Raw genomic sequence first — 21,813 nt, 5'->3', positions numbered from 1 at the left:
ACGCGGCGCGTAACGCGATCGAGCGGTGTGGGCCGCTATGAGTTCCAGGCGGCACCGATCAGTCGAATGGCGGTTGCGGTGTCATGCAACCTGTCCTTAATAGGAAGCCTGTCTGACTCATGTAGTGAACATAGCCAACCAATCACAAGAAGACGGATAGTTCAAAATGACCGTTCGCTGGTGTGCGCTCCTGCTCGGAACTTGCCTCTTCGTCCCTGCCGCCTCTGCTGTCCCCATTTCCCCCGATGTCGTTCGTGATCTCGCCGCCCGCGTCGGACCGGTCGTCGGCCAGGCCGCGACGTGCCGTGAGATCGCCCAGGGGCGCGTCCAGACCATCATCGATCAATTCAGCGAAGTGATCCGCCAGGGCTCTTCGAATGGCGGCGAGCGCGATGGGCTCATCCGCACCTTCAACAGCTATATCGCCGAGGGTCGCGGCCGGGTCACGTCCTCGCAGGTGAACTGTCAGACCGCAGAGCGCCAGTTGGCAGAGCTTGAGCGGTCACTCAGCCAGCAGCAGTCGGCGGCGCCCTCGCTGTCCTTCGCGCTGGCGCCGTCGACCGCGGCCGCGTCGACGCAGCCCACGGCCAACCTGCCGCCTCCGCTTCCGCACGGCGTCAGCGACACCGAGATCCGGTTCGGCACCGTCATCCCGTTCTCCGGAGTCCGCAAGGAGTCCGCGCGCCAGATGAAACTCGGCATCGAGACCGCGTTCGCCCGCGCCAACGATGCCGGTGGCATCAACGGCCGCAAGCTGCGGCTGATCGCTGCCGACGATGGCTATGATCCGACGCGGACGCTCGGTGCGATGACGCAGCTGTACGAGAAGGACCAGGTGTTCGGCTACATCGGCAACATGGGCACTGCCAACAACGCGGTGGCGATTCCCTACGCGCTGGAGCGCCGGGCGCTGTTCTTTGCGCCCTACAGCGGCTCCGCCGTCGTCCGCCGCGATCCGCCCGACCGCTACGTCTTCAACTATCGTGCGAGCTACGCCGAAGAGACCGCCGCGATCGTGCGCTATCTGATGAAGGTCAAGCGCATTCCGGCGAAGCAGATCGCCGTATTCGCGCAGAACGACGCCTATGGCGACGACGGCGCCAACGGTGTCGCCAAGGCGTTCCGCGCGAACGGCATCACCGATCCGGTCATCCGCTATGGTTTCCCGCGCGGTACGCTCGACGTCGACGAGGCCGTCGGCAAGCTGAAGGCGCAGACCAAGCCGCCGATCAAGGCCGTGATCATGATCGCGACCGACCGCGCGGCGGCGAAATTCATCGAGAAGACCCACGAGGCGGTTCCAGGGCTGATCTATGCCAACATCTCGGCGGTCGGATCGTCGTCGCTCGCGGCCGAGCTGAAGCTGCTCGGCTCGAGATACACCAACGGCGTCATCGTCACGCAGGGCGTTCCCTCGGTCGCCGGCTATTCGAGCCTGGTGCTCGACTACAAGACCGCGCTGGAAAAGTACTTCCCCGGCGAAGCGCCGGATTACACCTCGCTCGAAGGCTTCATCTCGGCAAGCATCCTGATCCAGGCCCTGAAGCAGACGACGCCGCTTGAGACCGAGCGGCTGGTCGACACGCTGGAGTCGATGCAGAGCATCGACCTCGGCCTTGGCAGCAAGCTGTCGTTCGGACGCGCTGAGCACCAGGCCTCGCACAAGATCTGGGGCACCGCACTCGACGAGACCGGCACCTACCAGGCGATCGAGCTGGAATGACGGGCGGGGGGACGCAGCCGAACTTGTCGTCCCCCCGTCAACGCCGCAGTGCAAACAACGTCCCCCGGCCGGCTTGCGGGCGGCCGGGCGACACGGATCCGACCTCGAGATCATGCCGGAACTGTTCGACGGATGCTTCATTGACTTGCAGGCGCAACAACCGTGAGCGACCGCAATGTCCATGAGAACACAGATTTCGGCGATGGTCTTCATGATGGTTCAGGCCGTGCTGTTCGGTGCGGGAGTTCTGACGATTCTTCTCACGCCGCTCAGCAATCACGCGATGCTCGCAATGCCGGTCATGATTGCCCTGAGCGTGGTGCTGTCAGCCATTGTCTCGTGGCAGATCGCACCGCGGCTCCGTGCGCGATATTGGCGCCGGCGTGGAATCGACCACGACCTGATCTCGGGCTGACGCCAGAGAGCGGCCCGCGGCCGCCCCGGCCCAGCTCGCTTCTGCGTCCGGCTGTCATCTGTGCGGCGCAGCACCAAAACAGGCGATGTCGTTTGAACCAACGCTGACCCGCGCGGTTAGACAGCATTCCCTTGGAGGATGAACCATGCGCGTTCCAGCAGCAGCGACCGTCGTGTTACTATCCTCTTGTCTCCTCTCCGCAGGCGCGTGGGCCCAGCAGGCCGACAGCACGCCGGGAACCAGCCAGACCCAGGCCGTTCCCGTGCAGCCGGAACGCACGCCCCAGCAGTCGGACCAGGCCCGTGAACGCGAGCGCCAGAGGGCCGAAGACACGCGGGTGAACCGCGACTGGACGACACAACAGCGCGATGACGACCGCATGGGCATGGATCGCATGGACATGGATCGGATGCGCCAGCACCGCATGGGCCGCATGATGGACCAGGACATGGATCATCGCACCACGGGCCGAAACGCGCGAATGCAGCGCGATGATGACGACATGGATCGTCGCGCGCGCAGCTCCGAGGGGGATCGGCCCTACCGGCGCGTCAAGATCTGCTACGAATACGAGAACGGCGACGAGCTCTGCCGCTATCGCGACTAGCTCAGCGGGGGTGGTCGCAAAGCAGCATCGGCTCGTGTGCGCCGGCATGGCGCTGCCGGCACGCCGCGCAAATGTGCGTATGAACGTGACGACTTGGCGCCAGTCTGGTCGTCAGCTCGTGCGCCGCGCCAACAACAGCGCGCCGCCAAGGCTGCACATGACGGCGCCAGACGCCTGCCGCATCCGCGTCACGAGGCTTGGCCGCCGGGCGAGACGATGCCGCGCCTTGGCGGCCCAGAACGTCACGACCAGGTCGACGCTGGTGTTGAGCGTCACCGAGATCAGCCCAAGCACGACGAACTGCGCGGCGACGTCGCCGGCGGGATCGACGAATTGCGGGATGAAGGCGAGGAAGAACGCCGCCGTCTTCGGATTGAGCGCCTCGACGATGATGCCCTCGCGAAACGCGCGCCGGCTGCCTCTCGTCGTCACCTCGGCCGGCTGGGCGACCCGGGCCTCCCGCCACGTCTTCATGCCGAGCCAGATCAGATAGAACGCGCCCGCGATCTTCAGCACCGTGAACGCCTCCGCGCTCGCCATCACCAGCGCCGACAGGCCGACCGCACCGGCGACGACGTGAACCAGGCCGCCGAGCCCAAGCCCCACGCTGGACGCCAGTCCCTCGCTTCGCCCGCCGGCCAACGTGCGCGCCACGATGTAGAAGATACCGGGGCCGGGCGTGAGCGCGATGACGAGGGCGGCGGAGAGGAATAGAAGGAAGGTCGGGACGTCGGGCATCGGATTTCTTTGTTGGGTGAGGGGAGATGTGTAGGGCAATCCTTCGGACGTGGCAAAGCGGACTCAGACAGGAGGCGGCGTGTTTCGAGAGACGGCTGTAGGGGCCTGCCTCCGCTGTCGTGCTGTGCAAGCCGTGCCGCGCGACAGCGCGGTGCCGACCCAGGACCCATCACCTCAGCGGGTTTGTGAGGAAAGGTTTGAGCGACGAGTGCGCGCCCTCCAAACAAATCCCGTGAGTATGGAGCCCGTTTGGTGCAAGCCCGGCCGGGTTCGCCCGGACGACTGCATTGAGGAAGAACAAGTTCGCATGTCCAGCAATCAATCTACTCCTGACAGATATCTGTTGCCGGGAACGGCGGTCCGTTATGATGGTGTTGAGGATGGTGTCCCGGAATATGGCGTCGTCGTGCACTGTTGGCTGGAGGAAGAGATCGGCGGCTACGATTGTTATGTTGCGTTCTTTGGATCACGGCATCCGGCGGGGAGGCCGGCCCATAAGCCCTACATCTTGCGATACGCGTCGACATCTCTCACGGTTCTCACATGATCGCAGTAGCTACGTTGCACTCTGCCCGACAGGCAATCCCGGCAACTCCGCCATGCGCTAATTGCCCGTCGTGTTAGTTTGCCGCAGCTTTCCCCCTTGCATCGTCGGGCAAATCACCTTCACATTTCCGGCCATCCCGCCTCGATGAAGAGGGACGGTTCGCGGTCGTCACGAGGCGTGAGGCGGGGAGGCGGTGGCTGCACCGTGTTCGCAACGTGCTGATAGTGCGCGTCGACGAACGGCACGGTGCAGACGGTCAAGTCGCGTGGTCCTGACACCCCGATGCTGGTGTCAAGTTCGCGGAAGATGCCTTGCGGCATTGCGCGGATGACGGGGGCAAACAAGCCGGTCCCCGAGGAGAGCGCGAAGCAGCCGAAAAGCCCACCGCGCGGGGAATGCCGGATGATCGGCTGAACCTGTGGTACCTGCCGCCTGCATTTTTTTCGCAGGCGGGCCATGGGTTGCGGCCAGCACCCGGCATTCCCTGCGCCCTCTTCGGATGAGAGGGCCGAACGACCGGACGAACTCGGGCGATCGCGCCGCGGGCTTGAGGACGCGCGTCTTGGGGTGAACGGGACTTGCCGTGTTCATGGATGGCGTAGCGCGAGTCCCATTGCGCAGCATCGGCGGTTACGAGCACGCTCCCTCCGCGAGTCATTCCGGGGCGCGCACAGCGCGAGCCCGGAATCCATAACCACGACCGTGCGAGAAGGATCGAGATGCCTGCTCCGTCGACTCCTTCGCGAATCATTGTCGGGAGTATGGATTCCGGGCTCGCGCTGTGCGCGCCCCGGAATGACGGAGGAGAGGAGTGCGGACTCCTCTCTCTCTCTCCCTAGATCAGGAAAGACATCACGGCGCGGTCTGCGCCTCGATCTTGAATTGCGCCAGCGCGCTCGGCGGGTCGATCGCGATGAGCTGGGCGAGCTGCAGGGCCGGGACCTTGGCGCGCGGCGAGAGCTTCAGCGTAAGGGTCTGGCGTGGCTTCTCGATGAAGCGGCTGATTGCATCGACCGCACCGGCGACATCGATGTTGTCGGCCGCGACCTGGGCGCCGATCGCCTTGATGCTGTCGACCAGCGCCTTGCGCGCGGCATCCCGCGCGATCGCATGACCGCGCGCGTAGTTGGCGACGAGCAGGTCGACCGCGCCGAGATCGCGCAGGGTCAATTCCAGCCCGGAAGCCTCGATCTGTGCGGCTGCGGTTGTCGCCTGCTGCAGATCGATGGTGAAGACGTCGCGCGGCACCTGCGACAGCGAGACGCTGGCGGAGGCCGCGATGAGGTTGCTGACCTCGAGCTTGAAGGGCTGGAGCGCGAACGCGCCCGAGCTCTCGGTCCAGCCGAGGCCGAGATCGGCGTCGAATGCGGCGGTGTCGATGCCGGCGATGAGGAGCGGCAGCAGCGCCGGATTGGACGCATCCAGCGGACCGGCCATCTTGGCCACCAGGTGCGCCTGGGTCGGGATGGGACCGACGAACTGGCCCCAGTCGAGGCTGAAATTGTCGATCTGCACCGGCTTGGTGCTCGCCTTGTAGGAGGTCGTCAGCCCCTTCAGCTCGATGCCGCCGATCAGCTTGAACAGCGCCATGGCTTCGGCCGCACCGGGCTTGGCGCCGGGCACGGCGAATTTGGCGGTCTGGCGCAGCATACCGCCCATGTCGAAGCGCTTGACCGCGAAGCGGCCGAGCTTGACGGGGCCGTTCGGGGTCCGTCCGTCGAAGCCCTCGAACGCGACGTCGCCCTTGCCGTCGTCGAGGTCGAACCGCGTCAGCGCGACCTTGACCGGGCCGTCGGGCGTCTCGACCGCCAGGCCTTTGACCTCGACGTTCTTGAACAGGACGCCATCATAGATGCTGGCGACCTTGTCGATGAGGTCGGGCGTCATGGCGCTCGTTCGCGGCGAGGTCGGCGTCAGGGCGGCGACCAGCGCCGGAAGCTGGATGCGCGACGGCCGCACGCCGAACTCGTCCATCGTCAGGCTGTCGATGTGGATGCGCATGCCGAGATCGGACGTGATCTCGTAGAGACCTGCCCCGGCGACGCCGCTCAGGCGCACGACACGATCGTCGTGGGCGGACTCGGGCGCGAGCAGGGCGACGATGGCGTTGACGTCGATGTCCTTGGTCACGATGTCGAGCATGCGGCCCCGCACCGTCTCGACCTTGCCGTTCGGCGGTTGCGCCGCCGTGCTGAAAGTGACCTCCTGGATCTTGTAGTTACCGATGCGGCCGCCCTTGATGTCGTCCACCACCAGCCCGGAATAGCCGAACTCGGTCGGCCCGACCGAAGCGCCGCCTTCCATCGTGCCGGTGACCCGCGGCACCGTGGCCGAGGTGGCGTTGATGGTGGCGAGCTGTTGGGCGAGGGTGCGGGAGGTCTCGAGTGCACCCGCACCGGCCGGGATCGCGGCGAGCCGCGCGGGGCCGGCGTAATCCTTCACCACCAGTTGCGGCAGCTTGTAGTTCAGGCGGAGCGGCGAGGGGCCGGGGATCTGGCCGGCCATGGCGATGTCGCTGATCTCGATGCTGGCGGCCGTGACATGCTCGGGATCATGCTGGCTCAGCCCGGTCGCGGTGATGGTGCCGAACGTGACGCTGGCCGGCGGCTGCGTGGCCGACTCGAGCTTGACATCGGCGATTGTCAACTTGCGGCTCCACAGGTCGAAGGCGACCTTGCCATGGGTTGCCATGGCGCCGCTCTGCCGGATCTGGGCAAAGTTTGCCTCGACCTCGCGCTCGGCGCGGCCCTGGGCGTACCAGGGCACGCCGACGAAGCCGGCGACGGCCAGCGCGACGGCCGTGACAATTCCGATCAGGATACGGGTCATTTGATGTGCTCCGCCCAAGGCTTAGGCAGCAAGTGGTGATGGTCTCAATGAAATCGATGGAGTAGGGATGTGCTTCTGCGAACTGGGGAATCGCTGGCCCGGGATGCCGGCGAGCATGGTTTCGGATGTTGCATGAAAGCCGCCCAACGTGCATCACATGCGCTTCCACCGGCCGGAAAAACCGACGTCTGACCGAGACTCAAGAGACCAAAAATCCGGGTCGGAAACGCTGGAGCACGTATGTCGTCGTCCTATTCTGAAGATCTTCGTTCCGCAGCCCTGGCCTACCACCGCCTGCCGCGGCCCGGCAAGCTGGAGATCCAGGCCACCAAGCCGCTCGCCAACCAGCGCGACCTGGCGCTGGCCTATTCTCCGGGCGTTGCCGCTGCGTGCACCGAGATCGCCAGCAACCCGGCCGAGGCCGCCTCACTGACCGCGCGGGCCAACCTGGTGGCCGTCGTCTCCAACGGGACCGCCGTGCTCGGGCTCGGCAATATTGGCCCGCTGGCCTCCAAGCCGGTGATGGAGGGCAAGGCGGTCCTGTTCAAGAAATTCGCCGGGATCGACGTGTTCGACATCGAGATTGCGGCCGACACGATCGACCGGGTGGTCGAGACGGTCGCGGCGTTGGAGCCGACCTTCGGCGGCATCAACCTCGAGGACATCAAGGGACCGGAATGCTTCGAGATCGAGGCGCGGCTCAAGGAGCGCATGAAGATCCCGGTCTTCCATGACGACCAGCACGGCACCGCGATCATCGTCGGCGCCGCGATCAAGAATGCGCTGTCGCTGGCGGGCAAGCAGCTCTCCGAGGTCAAGATCGTGACCTCCGGCGCGGGCGCCGCCGCCATCGCCTGCCTCAACCTGCTGGTGTCGATGGGCGCGCAGCGCAAGAACATCTGGGTCTGCGACATCGACGGTGTCGTCCATGAGGGCCGCAACACGCTGATGGATCCCTGGAAGGCGGTCTATGCGCAGAAGACCGACAAGCGGACCCTGGCCGAGGTGATCGGCGGCGCGGACATCTTCCTCGGGCTGTCCGCCGGCGGCGTGCTGAAGCCGGAGCTGCTCAAGCAGATGGCCGAGAAACCGCTGATCATGGCGCTCGCCAATCCCAACCCGGAGATCATGCCGGAGGAGGCGCGCGCGGCACGGCCGGACGCGATGATCTGCACGGGGCGTTCGGACTTCCCGAACCAAGTCAACAACGTGCTGTGCTTCCCGTTCATCTTCCGCGGCGCGCTCGACGTCGGCGCCACCGCGATCAACGAGGCGATGAAGCAGGCCGCGGTCGATGCGATCGCGCAGCTCGCCCAGGACCCGCCGTCGGACGCGGTGTCCCGCGGCTTCGACACCGGCGAGACCCAGGGCTTTGGTCCGGGTTCGTTGATCCCCTCGCCATTCGATCCGCGCCTGATCCTGCGCATTGCGCCGGCGGTGGCGAGGGCGGCGATGGAGTCCGGCGTCGCCACGCGGCCGATCACCAATTTCGACGAGTACACTGCGCTGCTGGAGCGTTTCGCGTTCCGCTCCGGCCTGGTGATGAAGCCGGTGTTCGCCAAGGCAAAGACGCAGCCGGTCCGCGTGATCTATGCCGAGGGCGAGGACGAGCGCGTGTTGCGCGCCACCCAGGTGGTACTGGAGGAGAAGCTGGCGAGGCCGATCCTGGTCGGCCGTCCTTCCGTGGTCGAGGCCCGCATCAAGCGCTTCGGCCTGTCGATCAAGGCCGGGCGTGATTTCGACCTGATCAACCCCGAGGACGATCCGCGCTACCGCTCCTATGTGCAGAGCTATATCGAGGTCGCGGGACGGCGCGGCGTGACGCCGGATGCGGCGCGCACGGTGGTGCGCACGAATGCCACCGTGATTGCGGCGCTCGCTGTCGTCAGGGGCGAGGCGGATGCGATGATCTGCGGCGTCGAGGGACGCTATATGAGCCATCTGCGCCACGTCCGTGAGATCATCGGCTTCATGCCGGGGGTCAGCGACTACGCGGCGCTGGCGCTCACCATCACCAGCAAGGGCGCCTATTTCATCGGCGACACCCAGGTGCGGCCGGATCCCACCGCCGAGGAACTCGCAGAGATGGCCTCGCTGGCGGCCAACCACGTCACGCGTTTCAACATCAAGCCGAAGATCGCCTTCGTCTCGCACTCGGATTTCGGCGGCTACGACACGGATTCGTCGCGCAAGATGCGGCAGGCGACGGCATTGCTGAAGCAGCATCGTCCCGACCTCGAGGCCGACGGCGAGATGCAGGGCGACACCGCGCTGTCGGCGACCGCGCGCAAGGCGATTTTGCCGCATTCGGATCTCGAAGGCTCGGCCAACGTCCTGATCATGCCGAATCTCGACGCCGCCAACGTCGCCTATCAGATGATCAAGGTGCTGGCGGATGCGGTGCCGGTGGGGCCGATCCTGATCGGTCCGGCGCGGCCGGCGCATATCCTGACGCCGTCGGTGACGGCGCGCGGCATTCTCAACATGACAGCGGTGGCCGCGGTCGAAGCCCAGGAACGGGCGGGGAGGGCGCAGCCGACGCTGTTCGCGTGACGCTGCTGGCGTGATCGAAGTGTGGCGGAATTCGTCCGGTTTCGGTCGTATTCCGCCCGCCTTTATTGTTGAAAAGCGTTCGCGACGTCACATATCCGGCCCGGTGGGCCGGCGACACATCGTTTGAAGTTGATCCGTGAGGGCGAGAATGCCGGGTTTCATTACATTCGGGCGCGTTCTGTTCGCCGTGATCTTCATCTACACGGGCGCGACCAAGCTGTTCGGCATTCCCGCCACCGCCGATCTCATCGCCGCCAAGGTCACGATTCCCACGATGCTCGCGCCCTATGCGGCGCAGCTCGAGGCCGCTGCCAAGATGCCGATGCCGCAGATCCTGGCGATCGCGGCCGGCGCGTTCGAGGTGCTCGCCGGCGTGATGATCGCGCTCAACCTTCTCGGACGTTTCTTCGCGGCTCTGATGATCGTGTTCGTCGGCGCGACCATCTTCTACTTCCATGACTTCTGGAACCAGGCCCCGCCCGACAACGCCAAGACCCTGATCGACGCGCTGAAGAACCTGTCGATCATCGGCGCGCTGTTCATGATCTTCGGCTATGGCAAGGGTCCGAAAGCGCCCGAGCAGAGCGCGTATGGAGACATCTAGAGGGAGCTCTAAGCGGTGCGTTTCCAGGCGGTCACGCTGACGTCGTGGGCAGGATCGAGCATCAGCTGATTGGCGGGCGTGTAGCCGTGGGCCGTCAGCACCTGCTGCGGCGAACGGTCGGGACCGACGCCGGGAAAGCACGGTGCGCCGCCGGGCAGGGAGACGTGGGGGGCCATTGACAGGAAGAAGGTGTCGTAGCGGTCCATGAACATCTCGAACACGACGGGACCGCCGATCACCGCCACGGTGCCAGAGCTGACGCCCGCGGCTTCACAGGCGGCTTCGAAGGAGGCCCCCGCCGGATTCCAAAGGGTGGAGAGCGGCTTTTCCGGATCCGGCGCCAGTCCCGCCACCTTCCCGGTCACGACGATGCGCCGGCGCTTCGGCGAGTTCGGCTGGTCCTCATAGGAGTTGCGGCCGTGGACGATCAGATCGGCGCCATCGAGAGCCTGGGAAAAGAATGCGGCGTCGCCGGGAAATTTCAGGGCGGGCGGCATCGCATTGCTCGCGTCGGCCAACATCCCGTCGGCCGACACGATCACGTAACCTTCGATACGAAGCTTGGTCACTGACGAAAGGAATCCCGTCTCATTCGGACACTGTCGTCACAACGCTCGACACCGGCCTTTGGCTCACCGTCGGAAGCTTCGCGACCTTGGCGAGCTGCTCGTCATATTGCGGCAGCGACTGCACCGGCGCCTTGGCGCGCATCGCGACCACCTTGTAGCCGCCGGCCTTGAGGCGGCGCAGCATCTCGGGCAGGGCCTCGGCGGTATGCTTGTGGAAGTCGTGCATCAGGATGATGCCCTTGCCGAGCTTGTCGAGCTTCTTGAAGGTGACGTCGATCACCGCCTGGGCATTGCGCGCCTTGAAGTCGAACGAGTCGAGATCGCAGGAGAAGATGCCGATGTTGCGGGTGCCGAGATAGGTCACGATCTCCGGCGGATGCTGCAATGCCGGGAAGCGGAAGAACGGCGCCGGGGAATTGCCGCCGAGCGCCCACTTCACGGCGCTGATGCCGAGTTCGATCTCTTCCTTGCGCTGATCCTCGGTCAGCTTCTTGTTGGTCAGCGTCGCATGCGACCAGGTGTGCGTGCCGACCGTATGGCCGGCATTGTAGACCTGCTTCAGGATCTCCGGATAATAGGTCGCATGCTTGCCGATGATGAAGAAGATGCCGGTGGTGCACTGGTCGGCAAGCGCCTTGAGCACGCTGGGCGTGTTCTCCGGCCACGGACCGTCATCGAAGGTCAGCACGACCTCGTGATCCTTCAGGAAGTCGAGGTCCTTGAAGTGCTCGAAGCCGAATCCCGGACCTCCGGTCGTATCGATCTCTACGGTGCGGCCGACGCCGAGCGCATCGGGGTTCATGCAGGGCGCGCGCGGCGGCTGCGTCTGGGCGGCGACGGCGGGAACAGGGGCCGGTGCGGGAGCAGCAGCGGCCGGGGTCGGCGCCGCCGCCGTGCGCTGCGCCTGGGACCAGGCCGCGCCAGACGTCAACAGCGAAGCCGCCAAAGAGCTTGCGAACACCAATCCTGCTGCAATCCGCATCGTGTTTCCTCGGGGTTGTTGCAACGGGAGCGCCAGCGTCGAGAGTCGCTCCGTCATCCGGCCGGGATACTAGCCCAGCAGCCGGAGTGGCGCCAAAAGGAAACAAGGCAAAAACACGGGGAAGTTGCCAGCTTCCGCCGCATTCCTGCCGAGTGTTGCTCAGCCGTTCGCCAGCAACCGGGCAACTGCGGTCTTGACCCGCGTATCCGTCGGCTCAACCGAGGAGGCGAACACGTCGGCGATGTAGCCGTCACGACCGATCAGATATTTGTGAAAGTTCCAGCGCGGCGTCTCCTTGGGCCGCGCCTCGGCAGCCCAGCGGTAGAATGGGTGGGCGTTGGAACCGGTGACCACCGCTTTTGCGGTCATGGGGAAGGTCACGCCATAGTCTTTGTTGGCCTGCTCGGCGATGTCGCCGGCGATCCCAAGCTCCTGGTTGAAGTCGTTGGACGGCACGGCGATGATCGTCAGCCCGCGCTCATGGAACTCGCTCCACAGCTTCTGGAGCCCGGTGTATTGCGGGGTGTAGCCGCACTGGGAGGCCGTGTTGACGACCAGCACCGGTTTGCCCGCGAAATCGGCGAGCCGAATCGGCTCACCGGCCAGCGCCGCGAAGGAGAAGCGATAGGCGGTCATCTTGCTCGCTGCATTGTCGGCACGAGCAGCCTGCGACGTGAGCGTCGCACCCGACAACGAGGCGCCAATGCCGAGAACAACCATCCTGCGATCGATCATGTGAATCTCCCTGAGCAGAGCCAGCCCCGTCAGCATGAATGTGCCCGCGCTCGACCGGCCGCTGCTTCAACGGCCGCCACGTTGCGCTGGATCAGACTGCGTTCCGGCATGGGGATACCCCTGCCGTGGGGCGGAAAGAGGGACGTCGTCGGTCGTCAGCGCAGCGAAAGGATGAACTCGGTGCCCTCGCCGGTTTCGCCCTGATTGATGCCTTGATCGGACACGATCAGCGAACTTCCGGTCGACAGGGCTTCGCCGAGCCACGCCATGACATCGGCGGGAATGGTGATGCGATCGAGCGCCTCGGCCGCGCTGCTCAGCTGAACGACCTGTTTCGGCTCGGCATCGGCGCCCGCGGACTTCTTACCCCGCCGGACCGCCCTGGCAGTGCCATCGTTCGCCGCGGTGCTCCGCGCCGAGGAGGGCAGCGAGACGACGGACCAGCGCATCGTCGCCGGATCGGCCTTGTCAGCCGTCGCGGTGAACACGTGGGTGCCGAGCGGCTTGTCGCCCGGTGCGATGGTGACCGGGGTGTTGAACACCGGAGCGAAGTTCTGCCGCACGTACAGCTTCGAATCCTTGCGGCTGATGAAGATCGCGATCTGGCTGTTGCGCTTCAATTCGGGCTTGGGCGCAATCGGCTTGTCCGGTGCGGCAACACGCGACTGATCCTTAGCGAGATCGTTGGGATCGACCGGCTTCGCCGGTGCCTCTGCCGCCGGTGTGGGCGGCGACGCAGGCTGCTCCGCGATCGGGGCGTCGGCAGGCTTGGACTCTACCGACTTGGATTCAGCAGGCTTGAGTTCGGTCGAACCGGTGGCTTCGGCATTCGCCGATGCCTCAGCCGGCTTCTCGAGAGCCGGAGCGGCCACCTGCGCAACATTCGTGGGCTCGCTCGCCGGAGCCACGTCGCCGGGGGCAGACCTTGCCTCTGCGTCGGCGGTCGCGGGCTCAATCTTGATCTCGGCGACACTGGGCCTCAGATCGGCAGTATCGCTTTGAACCTCCATCGGGAGCGAGCGCGATGGTTCGGCGCTTGGGGAAGCGTCCGAGACCATCGGAGGGAGTCCGTTGGCGTTGCTGGCATCGGCGGTCCGCACCTGGCGCGACGCGGCGGGCGATCCTTCGCCGGAGCGCGGGCTCTCGGCATGACCGATCGTGGCGCGCAGATCCGTCGTCGCGACTGTGATCGCGGTGGTGACGGCGGCGCCCTTGTCCGACTTGATCGCTGCCGGCGCAGTCGCGTCGGGTTGCACCGATGCGCTCGGCTGCGGTGCCTTCAGGGCAGCGAGCATCGGATGCGAGAAACTCGCAGGAGCCACTTCGCTCGGCGTGACCAGGACCCGGGATCCCATGCGCGTCCAGCCATAGAAGCGGGTTGCAAAGCTTGCCGGCATGCGGATGCAGCCATGCGAGGCTGGGTAGCCGGGCAGCACGCCCGCATGGAGCGCGACGCCCGACCAGGTGATGCGCTGCATGAACGGCATCGGGGCGCCGCTATAGATGTTGGAGCGATGGAATTTCTGCTTCTGAATGACGCTGAACACGCCCAACGGCGTGGAATGTCCCTTCATGCCGGTCGAGACCGGTGCTTCCGCGAACAGACCGTTTGCGTCGTAGACCTTGAGCTGCTGCTTGTTGATCGACACCGCGATCGTGACCGGTCCTTGCGGCTTGGCAGCCTCCTTCTCGGTCTTTGTCAGCTTGTCGAGGTGGCGCGCCTTGGGCTTGCGCGGCATGGCCGGGCGTATGGTCGGAGCAATGGTGACGGGCTGAGCGTCGTTCCAGTAGTAATATGACGCTGCGTCAGCCTGTGAGGTCGCTGCTATGGCAAGCGGAACTGAAACGATTGCTGCACAATAGAACCGCCCCCTGGCGGCTGCACGAACGCAGAGCATTCCGGCAAATCCTCAAGAACCATCTGGTCTTTAGTGTCGCAGACGGAGTCTGCGTTCACCAGCTTGGGGCTTCTGCCCTGCGTGATTTCGTTCCAATCGTAGCAGAAAAGCCTCACATCCCGTTAAACGGGTAGTGGAAGGTCACGGGCTGGAGCGCCTTCCTTGCAGGCATTTGTGTCCCTACATGGGCGGTATGCCGAGCATCGGCGGTATAACGGAGACCGACATGTCGTTCAGAGCCACCAAACGGTTTGATCTGTGGCTGAAAACCCTCGCTTGCCTGCTGCTTATCGGATTGTCCTCGCCTGTGATCTCAGCATACGCCGCGGACGAGCCGGATCTGATCTTCCGTCGGTCGACCGTGTTCAAATTGCTCAGCCCGAATGACAAGCTCGCGACCTATGGCGTTGATGATCCAGAGGTCGAGGGCGTTGCCTGCCACTTCACGGTGCCGCAGAAGGGCGGCTATGTCGGTTGGCTGGGCCTGGCCGAGGAGGTCTCCGACATCTCGCTCGCATGCCGGCAGATCGGCCCGATCAGGTTCAAGCGCAAGCTCGAACAGGCCGACGACATGTTCCGGCAGCGGCGGTCGCTGTTCTTCAAGAAGATGCAGATCGTTCGTGGCTGCGATGCCAAGCGCAACGTGCTGGTCTACATGGTTTACTCGGACAGGCTGATCGAGGGCTCACCGAAGAACTCGACCTCCTCCGTCCCGATCATGCCTTGGGGCAAATCCGATGACGGCGCAGTCCAGAAGTGCGGTGATTTCATTCAATAAGGGACCTGCCAAGGGACGATCGGCTGCCGAAAGCCTCGCTGGGCAATTTGTGCTTGGCAGGATCGTGGCAGCCGATCAGCCGGACCAGGCTCTGTGGCGTCGAGCCGGCATAGCCCTCGGTTCGCTGCTGCGCCATCGGCGTAGCCGGCGAGCCGCGGCGAGATACCTTCGGTTTGGGTGTGTGCAAGCGCCTGCCCATGGTGACCCTGAGGGAGCAACGTCGTTCCCCAACGCGCCGCGCTGCTGGGTCGCCGTAGCGATCTGGGAGGTTCTCCCTGCCGGCCACGGTTAACGCCAGGTCGTTAAGAAGCTCTCCATCGACAGATTGACGGTCGCCCCGGATCGCGCTGGCTCGGCCAAAGCAGGTGGCGCTTTAGATCACTCTCGTTTTGATTGTATTTTGTGTCGTCGGGTGGGTTGCGATGAAACGGAGCGGCGGGCCCATGAAACCATTTTGTGCCCGTGCCGCAGGCCGCTTGAAACGTGAAGCGGGTATGAAAGCGTGGGCGGCATGCGAATCGTGTCGTCGCGGCCTGCGTGGATGACATGACGAAAAACAAACACCAGCGGTCCACCATGCGTTTTCGACTGGATGCTGCGGCGCTTGCCGTGCTGCCGTGCCTCTTCTGGTCCTTCGTCGAGGCGCGGACGACGACCCGATTGCCAGATCTGCGCGGCGAGTTCGTACGGCAATGTGCGCCTCATATGCTCGACCGGTGGACGCGTCCTGAAGCTGTCTGCTCCTGCCTGCATGACCATGCGGCCGCGATGGTGGAGGATGCCGACTTGCGTGAGGCGCTGCTGCGCGGGATCAGTGAGACCGGCGTGCCGACCATCGAGATCGATTGGGTGCCCGCACCGAAGCGAGCGGAGATCGGGCCCACGTTCACCAAGATCGCGAAGCCCGCGCTGCAGTGCATGTTCGATCCGGCCAACTGATCGGCTGTCTGAACCGATGTCGATCAGCGTCCATCGTCCGCGGTGCTCGTCGTCAATCCAGGCCATATTGCGACATCAATGACTGCACGTCCGGCCGGCGCATGATGCGCGAGATCCGGGTACTGATGGCATCCTCGTCGCTGTGTCTCGACGATCTCGCAGTAGGCTTGGGCGCAGGGCGGGCCGCTGCCGCGCTTGCACGGGTTGGCTGATGTCCCGCAGGAGCGGGCTTTTCGGCGGACGACGAGGCGGCCGGTTGCGTCCCCGTGGTCTGGGTGGCCGCCGCGGCCGGCAGGCCGGACTGGGGCGGCGCGGCAACGGGAGCGGTCGCGGGGACGAGGGCCGGTGAAGCTGCGGCCGTGACGGGCGGCGTCGCGGCCGGTGCCATCGGGCGTGTTTCGGTGGTGGCGGCCACGGGCGGTGTCGCGAGCATTGGATTCGACGTCTTGGCAGCTTCAGCAACGGGGGCGGCGGCCGTGAGCGAGTTGGTACGCGTCTGCGACGAAGCTGCCTCAGGCGCCGGGACGGGCGCAGCCAGTGCGGTGAGCGCCGGGGCTGGCGGCGAGATCGGCGCCGGCGGTTCGATCACCGGAAGCGGGGCGGCGATGGCCGCATTGCCTGCGGAGGCGGCCTCGCTGGTGATCTTTTCGCTGCGGTCCAGCTCGGGCTTCCTGATATCGCTGGGGACATTGAGGGCTTGAGTTTGCGCGTGGGCCAGCATCTGCCGCGCGGTCATCGGCGTCTCCGCCGAAGCCGAGATCGGCAACAGGACGGCGGTCGCGAAGGCCAGCTGCAGGGTCCTCGTAGACGATGTGAACTTGATCATGGCCGGTCCTTGCGGTGTGAGATCTGCACTGGGTTCGTTCAGGCCGCGGCGCTGGCCGTCGCCCGGTCGTGGGCGACGACGACACGCTGGCCGCGCATCTTGGCGATGACCTCGTCGCGTGGGCCGAATGCCAGCGTCTTGCCGAAGGCCATCACCATGATGCGGTCAACATGCGCCAGAAGCTGCGGGCGGTGCGTGACGACGATCACGGTTCGGCCGGCGGCCTTCGCCTGGGCCATGGCCTGCGCCAGCGCCCGCTCGCCGTCCTCGTCGAGGTTCGAGTTCGGCTCGTCGAGGATCAGGAGCCGCGGATTGCCGTAGAGCGCGCGGGCGAGGCCGACGCGCTGTCGCATGCCGCCGGACAATGCCACGCCGCCTTCACCGATCGGCGTGTCGTAGCCGTTGGGCAGGCGCAGGATCACCTCATGCGCGCCGGCGGCCTTGGCGGCAGCGACAACGGCGGCCTCGTCGACCTTCGCAAGCCGGGCGATGTTGTCGGCGACGGTGCCCGAGAACAGTTCGATGTCCTGCGGCAGGTAACCGATATGCTTGCCGAGCCGGTTTGGGTCCCATTGGCTGTAGGCGGCGCCGTCGATGCGGATCACGCCTTCGCGCAGCGGCCAGACGCCGGCCATGGCGCGCGCCATGCTCGACTTGCCGCTGGCGGAGGCGCCGACGATCGCGAGACTCTCGCCGGCCTTGAGCGAAAAGCTGACGCCCTTGACCGAGGGGCGGCCGGCCGCCGGCGGCCACACCACGGCGTTCTCGACGTCGATGTCGCCGCGCGGCGTCGGCAGCGCGGTCGGGGCGGCCGTGACCGGCAAGGCCTGGAACAGCTCCTCCAGCCTGCGGTAGGCCGAGCGGAATGCGATGATGCGCTTCCACTGCCCGACGACCTGCTCGACCGGGGCCAGCGCGCGGCCCATGATGATCGACGTCGCCATCATCGCGCCGGGCGAGATCTGCTGCTCGATCGCGAGCCAGGCGCCGATGCACAGCAGCGAGGTCTGCACCGCCATGCGCGCGAACTTGGTGACGGAATGCATCGCCGCGCCCCGCTCGACGAGGGTGCTGTGGGCATCGACCATCGCCGACTGCCGGCAGCTCCAGCGGTCCATGACAATGTCGCCCATGCCGAGGCCGCGCACGACCTCGCCATTGCGCAGCGCCGCCGCGACGAAGCGCGAGGCCTCGTTGGCCAGCGCGTTGGTGCGCTCGACGCTGGCGCGCGTGTAGAATTCGGTGAGCAGCGCCAGCGAGAACAGCACGATCGCGCCGAGCAGCGAGAGGATGCCGAGATAGGCATGCTGCAGAAAGCACAGCGCGACGAACACCGGCGTCCACGGCAGATCGCAGGCGATGGCGGCGGTGCCGCTGGAGATGCAGTCGCGGATGGTCTCGGCGTCACGGATGATCTGCTGGCCGAAGCGATGCCGCGGCGACAGCTCCGCCTTCATCATCGTCTCGAACAGCGGGTGGCGCAGCGTGCCTTCGAACTGCACGCCGGCCCGGGCCAAAACGCCGGAACGGGCGAATTCGAGGACGCCATACAACACCAGGAAGACACCCACGATGAGCGTCAGCATGACCAGCGTGCCGAGATTGCGGCTGGTGAGGACGCGGTCGTAGACCTGCATGGAATAGAGCGGCGAGGCGAGCATGCTCGCATTGATGAAGAGGCTGAGCACGAAGGTCGCGGTGAGCGCGGGAAAGCAGGCGCGGAGCGCGGTTCCCAGCGGGCTTCGGGTGGTGCTCGTCATGTCGGATCCCCTTGCGATGGTGCTGGGAGCTTCGCCTGGGGCACCCGTCGTCGACCGTGACTGACCTCACATAGCTCGAGGCTGATCTGCCGGCGCTTGAGTTGGCCGGTGGCAGCCGCTACCGGATGGTTCAGCCGTGCTCAGATTTCGCAGCTTGCCTGAATCACAGTGAGCTCATGCCTGCCGTAACGTCCCAGAACATCCGGCTCATGTCCGGCCTCGTCCTGTTTGCGTTCGCCGCGACGCATTTTCTCAACCATGCGGTGGGTCTGTTCAGCCTCGAGGCGATGGACGAGGTGCAGGAATGGCGACTGGTCGTCACCCGATCGTGGCCGGGAATGATCGTGCTGTCGGCGGCATTGCTCGCGCATGTCGTGCTGGCGTTCGCCAAAACGGTTCAGCGCGGCACGTGGCGGCTGTCCTCGTGGGAGTTTGTTCAGATCGCCACCGGATTTGCGATCCCGCTGCTGTTGCTGCCGCATGTCATCGAGACCCACATGGCTCATGCGATGTTCGGCGTTCAGGATGGCTACCTCTATGCGCTGGCGTTGCTGTGGCCCAAGGCGGCCTGGATTCAGGCCGCGCTGCTGCTGCTGGTCTGGATCCACGGCTGCGTCGGCCTGCATCATTGGCTGAAATTCCGGAGCTGGTACCGCCTCGTCCAGCCGCTGCTGGTTGTTCTCGCCGTCGCGGTGCCGATGGCGGCGCTGATGGGGTTCGTGGTGTCCGGACGCGCCGTCGCCACGTTGCTCGGCAATCCCGGTATGGCCGAGCAGATGCGCCAGGTCACCCATTGGCCGAGCGAACTCGACGGAAAGTGGATCGCCCTGCTGCAGGTTTCGGCGCAGATCGCGGTCGTCGCGCTGCTCGTTGCAGGCGTGACGATCATCGTGTTCCGTCACGTCGCGTCCCTCGCGGCGCCGAAGATCGCCATTGCTTTCACGGGTGGTGCGACGGTGCGGGCCGCGGTCGGTCCGACGCTGCTGGAGATCATCGGCAGCAACGATCTTTCGCAGCGATCCGACTGCGGCGGCCGTGCCCGCTGCGGTCTTTGTCGCGTCCGCGTTGATGAAGGTGCGGAGACGCTGGCACCGCCCGGCCACGCGGAGCGCGTCATGCTCGCCGACTTGGCGGCACCGGCGAATGTGCGCCTGGCCTGCCAGATCCGTCCGGCGGCGCCGCTGACGATCACGCGTCTCCTCGGCGGCGATCAAGCGGAGAGGGCGCCCCTCGTCGACCACCTTACCGCCGAGCGCCGTGCGGTATGCCTGGTCCACGTCCGCGTCCGTCCGCTTGCGGCCATTGCGCGCGACCGGCTGCCATCCGACCTCGGGTTCATGATGAACGAGATCTTTGGCGCCATTGGCAGGGCGATCGAAGCCCATTCCGGGCGCATCGATCGTTTCCTCGGCAATGGCGTGCTCGCCGTCTTCGGCGAGGAGCAGGGAGCAGAACAAGGCTGCCGCGATGCGCTGCAGGCGATCGGTGCCATGGACGTGGTCATGGACCGCGTCAACGAAAAGATCGCCGCGGAGATCGGTCGGCCCGTCGAGCTGGCGATTGGTGCTCACCTTGGCGACATCGTTGTCGGGCAACTGACCCTTGGACGCACGTCGCAGGTGGCTGTGCTCGGGCTCGGGACGGAGTGGCCGGCGCTTCTGGCTGAATTGGCGGACACCAGAGGTTGGCAGCTCGCGATGTCCGGTGGCGTGGCGGCAGCAGGCGGCCTTGCTGATCTGGATGGAGCGATACGTGAGAGGCTTGCCGATCCGGAACAGGGCAGCGAGCTGGACGCCATCGGCGTGCGGCGTGCCCGCGATCTTGCTGTCGTCGCGGGCGCGCCACCGGTGCCGTCGGCATAGGTGTCTCGGCTCATTTCTCACGGAACGTCTTGGCGAGCGTGTTGAGCAGCGGGCCGACCAGATATTCGAGCACGGTGCGCTCTCCCGTGGAGATGATGACGTCGGCCTGCATGCCCGGCAGGATCTTCTCGGCGATCTCGGGCGGGATGGTCGAATAGTCGATCACGACGCGCGCCGAATAGTAGCTCTGCTTGGTCGCCTCGTCCGACATCGCGTCCGCCGAGACGCTCGAGACCTTGCCGAAGATCGTCGGCGTCGTGCGCGAGGAGAAATTGGAGAAGCGCACCTCGGCCCTCTGGCCGATGGCGACGCTCTCGATGTCGCGCGGCGAGACGTGCGCCATCACGTCGACGCCTTCGCCGACCGGAACGATCTCGGCGAGCGTATCACCGGGCTTCACGACGGCGCCGACGGTGTGGACTTTCATGTTCATGACGATGCCGTCGCGCTCGGCGCGGATGTCGACCCGGCGCAGCACGTCCTCGGCGATGACCAGCTTCTCGCGCAGGTCCGACAGCTTGGCCCGGGTGCCGTCGAGCTGCTGGCCGACTTCGGTCAGATATTTCTGCAGCGTCTGATCGATCTGCAGGCGCGTCTGCGCGGCCGTCTGCGTCAGCCGCGCGACGTCGGCCTGCGCCTGGCCGAGATCGCCTTCGACGCGGGCGCGCTCGCGTTCCAGCTCGAGGAACTTGTTGCGCGGATAATAGCCTGCGGCGACCGCCGGGCGCACATTGTTCATCTGCGTCTCGAAGCTCGCGAGCTGCGCGGAGAGCGCGGCGCGCTGGCGGTCACGGCCGGCGAACTCCTGCTGCTGCTGGGCGATCTGCGAGTTGAGGATGTTGATCTGGCTGATCAGGCCATTGCGGCGCTCGACGAACAGCCGCTGCTGGTCGGCGATGGCAAGCGCCGCCTCCGGCACGTTCTGGCGGTTGAGCAACGTGTCGGGAAACGTGATCATCCGCGCATTTCCGCGCTCGGCGAGCAGGCGCGCCTCCTCGGCCAGCGACGCGTCCATCTGCTTGCGAAGGAGGTCGGTGTTGGCCTGGGCCTCGGTCGGCTGCAGCCGAAACAGCAGGTCGCCGCGATGCACGGCGTGAGTTTCCTTGGCCAGGATCTCCCTGATGATTCCGCCCTCACGGTGCTGAACCACCTTGTGATCGCCGGAGACGGACACGGTGCCCGGTGCGATCGCCGCGCGATCGAGCGGCGCATAGGCCGCCCACACGCCGAAGCCGCCGAACACCAGCGCGATCGACAGATAGCCGAGCAGGGCGTAACGGCTGAAATCGGCCTTGACCGGCTGCGGCCGGTCGGCCGCTTCGAAGAAGCCGTGATCCTGCACCGCTGACATCGACATGCTGCGTCCCCGCTTGTCCACGGGCAGGAGCATCGTCGATGCGCGGCTGTGGGACTGTGCGGAAGGTCACGCGCCGGAGGTCGGCGGCGAG

Annotated in this window: 18 protein-coding genes; 8 read left to right on the top strand and 10 right to left on the bottom strand. The window is 65.6% G+C overall.

All coding sequences use genetic code 11. The features are described from left to right. Positions 1–166 precede the first annotated feature (166 nt). The 3 genes from ACQR0U_RS08125 (at position 167) to ACQR0U_RS08115 (ending at position 2,745) form a co-directional block, all read left to right on the top strand. The gene (locus tag ACQR0U_RS08125) at positions 167–1,723 is read left to right on the top strand and encodes an ABC transporter substrate-binding protein (protein ID WP_315826808.1); all 1,557 of its coding nucleotides are present in this window, start codon (positions 167–169) and stop codon (positions 1,721–1,723) included. 175 nt (positions 1,724–1,898) lie between these two features. Then, positions 1,899–2,138: a hypothetical protein gene (locus ACQR0U_RS08120; RefSeq protein WP_315826809.1), complete on the top strand. Its 240-nt coding sequence runs from the start codon at positions 1,899–1,901 to the stop codon at positions 2,136–2,138. 145 nt (positions 2,139–2,283) lie between these two features. Beyond that, entirely contained in the window at positions 2,284–2,745 is a 462-nt protein-coding gene (locus ACQR0U_RS08115) for a hypothetical protein (protein ID WP_315826810.1), read from the top strand. 111 nt (positions 2,746–2,856) lie between these two features. Here the strand turns inward: ACQR0U_RS08115 and ACQR0U_RS08110 are convergent, their stop codons facing one another. The 3 genes from ACQR0U_RS08110 to ACQR0U_RS08100 all read right to left on the bottom strand — a co-directional run bounded on the left by ACQR0U_RS08110 (position 2,857) and on the right by ACQR0U_RS08100 (position 6,859). Further along, positions 2,857–3,483 carry a LysE family translocator gene (locus tag ACQR0U_RS08110; RefSeq protein ID WP_315826811.1) on the bottom strand — a complete coding sequence of 209 codons (627 nt, stop codon included), beginning with the start codon at positions 3,481–3,483 and terminating at the stop codon, positions 2,857–2,859. A gap of 666 nt (positions 3,484–4,149) precedes the next feature. Beyond that, positions 4,150–4,488, bottom strand: a complete 339-nt coding sequence (locus ACQR0U_RS08105) for a hypothetical protein (RefSeq protein ID WP_315826812.1) — start codon at positions 4,486–4,488, stop codon at positions 4,150–4,152. A gap of 394 nt (positions 4,489–4,882) precedes the next feature. Further along, on the bottom strand, positions 4,883–6,859 hold the full coding sequence (locus tag ACQR0U_RS08100) for a hypothetical protein (RefSeq protein WP_434842969.1): 1,977 nt from the start codon (positions 6,857–6,859) through the stop codon (positions 4,883–4,885). A 240-nt stretch (positions 6,860–7,099) separates the two neighbouring features. On the opposite strand from ACQR0U_RS08100, the gene ACQR0U_RS08095 reads away from it, so the two are divergent. Further along, positions 7,100–9,412: an NADP-dependent malic enzyme gene (locus ACQR0U_RS08095; RefSeq protein WP_316173801.1), complete on the top strand. Its 2,313-nt coding sequence runs from the start codon at positions 7,100–7,102 to the stop codon at positions 9,410–9,412. 148 nt (positions 9,413–9,560) lie between these two features. Beyond that, entirely contained in the window at positions 9,561–10,016 is a 456-nt protein-coding gene (locus ACQR0U_RS08090; protein ID WP_315712340.1) for a DoxX family protein, read from the top strand. An 8-nt stretch (positions 10,017–10,024) separates the two neighbouring features. Here the strand turns inward: ACQR0U_RS08090 and ACQR0U_RS08085 are convergent, their stop codons facing one another. The 4 genes from ACQR0U_RS08085 to ACQR0U_RS08070 form a co-directional block, all read right to left on the bottom strand. Continuing rightward, complete coding sequence (locus ACQR0U_RS08085) at positions 10,025–10,585, bottom strand: dihydrofolate reductase family protein (protein ID WP_315749985.1); 561 nt, start codon at positions 10,583–10,585, stop codon at positions 10,025–10,027. 19 nt (positions 10,586–10,604) lie between these two features. Continuing rightward, positions 10,605–11,567, bottom strand: a complete 963-nt coding sequence (locus ACQR0U_RS08080; RefSeq protein ID WP_315712338.1) for a polysaccharide deacetylase family protein — start codon at positions 11,565–11,567, stop codon at positions 10,605–10,607. Between the two features lie 159 nt (positions 11,568–11,726). Further along, complete coding sequence (locus tag ACQR0U_RS08075; protein ID WP_434842970.1) at positions 11,727–12,302, bottom strand: glutathione peroxidase; 576 nt, start codon at positions 12,300–12,302, stop codon at positions 11,727–11,729. Between the two features lie 155 nt (positions 12,303–12,457). Beyond that, positions 12,458–14,200 (bottom strand): L,D-transpeptidase family protein, encoded by a 1,743-nt coding sequence (locus tag ACQR0U_RS08070; RefSeq protein WP_434842971.1) that lies wholly within the window; start codon positions 14,198–14,200, stop codon positions 12,458–12,460. Between the two features lie 226 nt (positions 14,201–14,426). Between ACQR0U_RS08070 and ACQR0U_RS08065 the strand changes: the two genes are divergently transcribed. After that, positions 14,427–14,978: a CreA family protein gene (locus ACQR0U_RS08065; protein WP_315826939.1), complete on the top strand. Its 552-nt coding sequence runs from the start codon at positions 14,427–14,429 to the stop codon at positions 14,976–14,978. Between the two features lie 576 nt (positions 14,979–15,554). After that, the gene (locus ACQR0U_RS08060) at positions 15,555–15,917 is read left to right on the top strand and encodes a hypothetical protein (RefSeq protein WP_315712645.1); all 363 of its coding nucleotides are present in this window, start codon (positions 15,555–15,557) and stop codon (positions 15,915–15,917) included. A gap of 52 nt (positions 15,918–15,969) precedes the next feature. Here the strand turns inward: ACQR0U_RS08060 and ACQR0U_RS08055 are convergent, their stop codons facing one another. Both ACQR0U_RS08055 and ACQR0U_RS08050 read right to left on the bottom strand, forming a co-directional pair. Beyond that, positions 15,970–16,743 (bottom strand): hypothetical protein, encoded by a 774-nt coding sequence (locus ACQR0U_RS08055; RefSeq protein WP_315749989.1) that lies wholly within the window; start codon positions 16,741–16,743, stop codon positions 15,970–15,972. 38 nt (positions 16,744–16,781) lie between these two features. Continuing rightward, on the bottom strand, positions 16,782–18,503 hold the full coding sequence (locus ACQR0U_RS08050; RefSeq protein ID WP_315749991.1) for a type I secretion system permease/ATPase: 1,722 nt from the start codon (positions 18,501–18,503) through the stop codon (positions 16,782–16,784). 209 nt (positions 18,504–18,712) lie between these two features. Here ACQR0U_RS08050 and ACQR0U_RS08045 point away from each other — a divergent pair, with 209 nt between their 5' ends. Continuing rightward, positions 18,713–20,365 carry a 2Fe-2S iron-sulfur cluster-binding protein gene (locus ACQR0U_RS08045; protein WP_434842972.1) on the top strand — a complete coding sequence of 551 codons (1,653 nt, stop codon included), beginning with the start codon at positions 18,713–18,715 and terminating at the stop codon, positions 20,363–20,365. A 10-nt stretch (positions 20,366–20,375) separates the two neighbouring features. On the opposite strand, the gene ACQR0U_RS08040 is transcribed toward ACQR0U_RS08045, so the two are convergent. Continuing rightward, positions 20,376–21,722 (bottom strand): HlyD family type I secretion periplasmic adaptor subunit, encoded by a 1,347-nt coding sequence (locus ACQR0U_RS08040; RefSeq protein ID WP_315712331.1) that lies wholly within the window; start codon positions 21,720–21,722, stop codon positions 20,376–20,378. Positions 21,723–21,813: the final 91 nt, after the last annotated feature.

Origin of the sequence: Bradyrhizobium sp. HKCCYLRH3097, from assembly GCF_051167875.1 — a bacterium.
Classification (GTDB): Bacteria; Pseudomonadota; Alphaproteobacteria; order Rhizobiales; family Xanthobacteraceae; genus Bradyrhizobium.
The sequence above is the reverse complement of the archived record's forward strand: the minus strand, read 5'-3'. Positions and strand labels throughout refer to the sequence as shown.

Excerpts from the sequence above, each read along its gene's own strand:
- ACQR0U_RS08125 (WP_315826808.1), top strand. The coding sequence starts at position 167 with ATGACCGTTCGCTGGTGTGCGCTCCTGCTCGGAACTTGCCTCTTCGTC.
- ACQR0U_RS08120 (WP_315826809.1), top strand. The coding sequence starts at position 1,899 with ATGTCCATGAGAACACAGATTTCGGCGATGGTCTTCATGATGGTTCAG.
- ACQR0U_RS08115 (WP_315826810.1), top strand. The coding sequence starts at position 2,284 with ATGCGCGTTCCAGCAGCAGCGACCGTCGTGTTACTATCCTCTTGTCTC.
- ACQR0U_RS08110 (WP_315826811.1), bottom strand. The coding sequence starts at position 3,483 with ATGCCCGACGTCCCGACCTTCCTTCTATTCCTCTCCGCCGCCCTCGTC.
- ACQR0U_RS08105 (WP_315826812.1), bottom strand. The coding sequence starts at position 4,488 with ATGGCCCGCCTGCGAAAAAAATGCAGGCGGCAGGTACCACAGGTTCAG.
- ACQR0U_RS08100 (WP_434842969.1), bottom strand. The coding sequence starts at position 6,859 with ATGACCCGTATCCTGATCGGAATTGTCACGGCCGTCGCGCTGGCCGTC.
- ACQR0U_RS08095 (WP_316173801.1), top strand. The coding sequence starts at position 7,100 with ATGTCGTCGTCCTATTCTGAAGATCTTCGTTCCGCAGCCCTGGCCTAC.
- ACQR0U_RS08090 (WP_315712340.1), top strand. The coding sequence starts at position 9,561 with ATGCCGGGTTTCATTACATTCGGGCGCGTTCTGTTCGCCGTGATCTTC.
- ACQR0U_RS08080 (WP_315712338.1), bottom strand. The coding sequence starts at position 11,567 with ATGCGGATTGCAGCAGGATTGGTGTTCGCAAGCTCTTTGGCGGCTTCG.
- ACQR0U_RS08075 (WP_434842970.1), bottom strand. The coding sequence starts at position 12,302 with ATGATCGATCGCAGGATGGTTGTTCTCGGCATTGGCGCCTCGTTGTCG.
- ACQR0U_RS08070 (WP_434842971.1), bottom strand. The coding sequence starts at position 14,200 with ATGCTCTGCGTTCGTGCAGCCGCCAGGGGGCGGTTCTATTGTGCAGCA.
- ACQR0U_RS08065 (WP_315826939.1), top strand. The coding sequence starts at position 14,427 with ATGTCGTTCAGAGCCACCAAACGGTTTGATCTGTGGCTGAAAACCCTC.
- ACQR0U_RS08060 (WP_315712645.1), top strand. The coding sequence starts at position 15,555 with ATGCGTTTTCGACTGGATGCTGCGGCGCTTGCCGTGCTGCCGTGCCTC.
- ACQR0U_RS08055 (WP_315749989.1), bottom strand. The coding sequence starts at position 16,743 with ATGATCAAGTTCACATCGTCTACGAGGACCCTGCAGCTGGCCTTCGCG.
- ACQR0U_RS08050 (WP_315749991.1), bottom strand. The coding sequence starts at position 18,503 with ATGACGAGCACCACCCGAAGCCCGCTGGGAACCGCGCTCCGCGCCTGC.
- ACQR0U_RS08045 (WP_434842972.1), top strand. The coding sequence starts at position 18,713 with ATGTCCGGCCTCGTCCTGTTTGCGTTCGCCGCGACGCATTTTCTCAAC.
- ACQR0U_RS08040 (WP_315712331.1), bottom strand. The coding sequence starts at position 21,722 with ATGTCGATGTCAGCGGTGCAGGATCACGGCTTCTTCGAAGCGGCCGAC.